The organism is Thiogranum sp., assembly GCF_058323355.1.
In genome coordinates this window covers 1-3,668 of record NZ_JBTTIO010000069.1, presented here as the reverse complement: position 1 = coordinate 3,668, position 3,668 = coordinate 1, and the positions used below count along the sequence as shown (strand labels likewise).

The following is a 3,668-nucleotide window of genomic DNA, read 5'->3' as shown; positions in this document are numbered from 1 at the left end:
GTCCGACCCCATTGAAACTATTTAACGCCGCGGTAACAACGGGATATGCGGATACTTGAACAGGGGAATCAGCAGCATGCCGGCAATAAAGCCGCCGATATGCGCACCAAACGCCACCCCTCCCTGCTGACCGCTGCTGGCCGCCGAACTGATCAGCTGGAGTACAAACCAGAAAATCAGCACCAGCCCGGCAGGAATGCGCATGGTGTGCAGGTAAAACCCGAACGGGATACCCACCAGCACCCGGGCATGCGGATACATCAACAGGTAGGCACCGAGTACACCGGAGATGGCACCACTGGCACCGACCATGGGGATGGTGGAATTCGGGTCCGGCAGTGCCTGTGCCAGCACTGCGAACACACCGCTGAGCAGGTAGAACACCAGGAAACGCCCGTGCCCCATGGAATCCTCGACATTGTCACCGAAAATCCACAGGTACAGCATGTTGCCGATCAGGTGCATCCAGCCGCCGTGCAGGAACATGGAGGTAAAGATGGTCATCCACTCCGGCACGATCGCCAGCTCCGGTATCAGCTGTTTGCCACCGAACACGACCGCGGGCGTCATACCCAGGCTGTAGACTGCCAGCTCAATACGTTTGCCCAGTGACAGTTCCCAGAAAAACACCAGCACGCTGATAACAATCAGCGTGATTGTCACATAGGGTGTGGTGCGGGTCGGGTTGTCGTCGTACAGGGGTATCACGGTTCTGGTTTTATGCCCTTGTGGGGTTGATGTAGTGAAGGATATCGGCCGGCTGTTCAATAAGTGCATCGGCGCCCCAGTTCTCCGGCCGGTCGTGCTCCATCAGGTAGCCGAACAGCGCGGCCAGTGTGCGCATGCCGGCATTGCGGCCGGCCTCGATGTCTCGTTCGGCGTCGCCGACATAAATCGCTTGCGCCGGCTGGCAACCGGCCAGCTTGCAGGCGTGCAGCAGCGGTGCAGGGTGGGGCTTGCGTTCCTGCAGCGTGTCACCGGATACCACGCAGGCCGCACGCGGTGTCAGTTCCAGCGCATCCATGAGCGGCTCGGTCAGCCAGCCCGGCTTGTTGGTCACCACACCCCAGCGGATGTTGCGTTGTTCGAGTGCATCGAGCACCTCCGCCATGCCCGGGAACAGGGCGGTGTGAACGGCCAGGTTGGCCTGATACAGGTCGAGCAGTTGCTTGCGCAGCGGCTCAAAGTCGGGATGCTGCGGGTCGATGCCAAAACCGCGCTCGATCAGCGCCCGGCCACCATGCGAGACCACCGGGCGAATCGTTTCGAACGGCAGCGCATCACGGCCATTGAGTTGCAGGGTGGCGTTCAGTGCGGCGGCAAGGTCCGGTGCGGTATCGAGCAGGGTGCCGTCCAGATCGAACAGCACAGTGCTGGTCGGGGCAGGCATGTTCAGTCGGTCTTCCGGAACCAGGCGAGGTAGTTCACGCCCACATCGTTACCCAGGCGGTATTCACCGGTGAGCGGGTTGTAGGTCATGCCGGTGAGATCCCGCAGTTGCAGTCCGGCTTTGCGTGCCCAGCGTTCCATTTCCGAAGGGCGGATAAACTTGCGGTAGTCGTGCGTGCCGCGCGGCAGCATGCGCAGCAGGTATTCCGCACCGATGATGGCAAGCATGTAGGCCTTGGGGTTACGGTTGATGGTGGAGAAAAACAGATCGCCCCCCGGTTTGACCAGGTCGGCGCAGGCCTTTATGACAGAGGCCGGATCGGGCACATGCTCCAGCATCTCCAGGCAGGTGACGGTATCGTATTCCGCGGGGTGTTCGGCCGCCATGTCTTCGGCGGTGGTGCGCCGGTAGTCGACCTGCACACCGGATTCGTGCTGGTGCAACCGGGCCACGGTCAGCGGTGCTTCGCCCATGTCGATACCGGTGACCCGGGCGCCATGCTTTGCCATGGCTTCCGACAGCAGGCCGCCGCCACAACCGACATCGATCACCTTGCACCCGGCAAGCGGTGCACGCTGGTCGATATAGTCGACGCGTAACGGATTGATGTCGTGCAGGGGTTTGAATTCACTGTTCGGGTCCCACCAGCGTGAGGCAAGCGCCTCGAACTTGTGGACTTCTGCGGCATCGACGTTGGGGCTGGCGTTGTTCATGGTGTGCAAGATACCGGAATCAGCGGCCGGGTTCACCTGCCGCAATGCGGGTTTGCCAGCCGCGCGTGCGCTGCAGCAGGTCCTCGATGTCGAGGTGGGTCAGCTGGCGGTCCCGCATCAGCAGCTGTCCTGCCACCCACACATGACTGACCTGCTCGCGGCCGGCGGCATAAACCAGTTGCGACACCGGGTTATAGACCGGCTGTGTCTCCAGTGCGCCAAGATCAATGGCGGTGATGTCGGCCCACTTGCCGACCTCCAGTGAACCGGTCTGATCGGCCAGCCCCAGTGCCCGGGCGCCATTCAGCGTGGCCATGCGCAGCACCGTGTGTGCCGGCAGGGCACTGGCGCTACCGGCCACCAGCTTGCCGAGCAGCGCCGCGCTGCGCATTTCACCCGGCATGTCGAGGTCGTTGTTGCTGGCGGCGCCGTCGGTACCGAGCGCCACGTTGACACCGGCGTCGAGCAGTTTGTGTACCGGGCAGAAGCCGCTGGCGAGTTTCTGGTTGGACTCGGGGCAGTGCACCACGCTGGCACCGCTCTCCGCCAGCAGGGCAATTTCTTCATCATCCAGTTGCGTCATGTGCACCGCGGTCAGGGCCGGTGATAACAGGCCCAGCTGCGCCAGACGCGCCAGGGGTCGTTGTCCGTGTTGTTTGAGGCTTTCCTCGATCTCGCTGGTCGTTTCGTGCAGGTGTATGTGCAGCGGCAGGTCGAGTTCATCCGCCAGCATTTGCGCTTTCTGTAATGGATCATTCGACACGCTGTACGGTGCATGTGGCGCAAAGGCATGACTGACCAGCGGGTGATGTTTGGTTTCATCGCGCAATGCCAGCCCTTTGGCAAAGTACTCGTCCGGGTTTTCGGCATAGCGGGTCGGGAAGTCGAGCAGGATAAGCCCGGTACAGGCGCGCATGAAACAACCCGCTGCGACCCGCGAGGTGACTTCCGGAAAGAAATACATGTCATTGAAACAGGTGGTGCCGCTACGCAGCATTTCGGCGATAGCGAGTTGTGTGCCGTCGTGAACAAACTGTTCGCTGACCCACTTCTGCTCCGCCGGCCAGATATGCTGTTGCAACCATTCCATCAGTGGCAGGTCGTCGGCGATACCGCGCAGCAGTGACATGGCCGCATGGGTGTGGGCATTGACCAGGCCGGGGATCAGTGTGTGGTCGCCAAGTTCGAGGGTGGTTTGTGCTTCGAAGGACTGGCGGGCTTCGCTGCTCGGCAGCAGGGCGGTGATGCGGCCTTCGTCCACGCTGATGCTGTGGTATTCCAGGACCTGGTTGTCCGGTTCTACGGGGATGATCCAGCGGGCGTGGATCAGTAGCTCGGTTTGTTTCATTGTTGTTGGTGCTCTGGTCGAGTGGGGGGAGTATACCGTTTGATCGGGTTTTGTGGGTGAAATCGTCGAGGGCGTGTATTGCTTTTGGCTGGCCGTGGCTTGCCCGCTACGCGGGTTCCCTGCGCTTCCCGGTCTGTTGCGCGCTCGCTAAACCCGCCGCTCGCGCTAGGCGCGAACGGCTCAGACAACGCTCGCTTCTTCGCAACAGCCCTGCGAT

4 protein-coding genes are annotated in these 3,668 nt (G+C 61.6%); all 4 read right to left on the bottom strand.

Annotation, left to right across the window (positions count from 1 at the left end):
- Window positions 1-21 precede the first annotated feature (21 nt).
- From ACW81B_RS10980 to ACW81B_RS10965, 4 genes are read right to left on the bottom strand one after another with little or no spacing between them, the layout of a single operon-like run.
- Window positions 22-708, bottom strand: a complete 687-nt coding sequence (locus ACW81B_RS10980; RefSeq protein ID WP_491580268.1) for a rhomboid family intramembrane serine protease — start codon at window positions 706-708, stop codon at window positions 22-24.
- A 10-nt stretch (window positions 709-718) separates the two neighbouring features.
- Complete coding sequence (gene gph / locus ACW81B_RS10975; RefSeq protein WP_491580267.1) at window positions 719-1,390, bottom strand: phosphoglycolate phosphatase; 672 nt, start codon at window positions 1,388-1,390, stop codon at window positions 719-721.
- A 2-nt stretch (window positions 1,391-1,392) separates the two neighbouring features.
- A complete protein-coding gene (gene ubiG / locus ACW81B_RS10970) occupies window positions 1,393-2,103 on the bottom strand; it encodes a bifunctional 2-polyprenyl-6-hydroxyphenol methylase/3-demethylubiquinol 3-O-methyltransferase UbiG (RefSeq protein WP_491580266.1) in 711 nt (236 codons plus the stop codon).
- 19 nt (window positions 2,104-2,122) lie between these two features.
- Window positions 2,123-3,451, bottom strand: a complete 1,329-nt coding sequence (locus ACW81B_RS10965; RefSeq protein ID WP_491580265.1) for a TRZ/ATZ family hydrolase — start codon at window positions 3,449-3,451, stop codon at window positions 2,123-2,125.
- Between the last annotated feature and the right edge of the window lie 217 nt (window positions 3,452-3,668).

What these genes read in the sequence shown, in the direction of transcription:
- gph (WP_491580267.1), bottom strand. Translation starts at nt 1,390, where the DNA reads ATGCCTGCCCCGACCAGCACTGTGCTGTTCGATCTGGACGGCACCCTG.
- ubiG (WP_491580266.1), bottom strand. Translation starts at nt 2,103, where the DNA reads ATGAACAACGCCAGCCCCAACGTCGATGCCGCAGAAGTCCACAAGTTC.
- ACW81B_RS10965 (WP_491580265.1), bottom strand. Translation starts at nt 3,451, where the DNA reads ATGAAACAAACCGAGCTACTGATCCACGCCCGCTGGATCATCCCCGTA.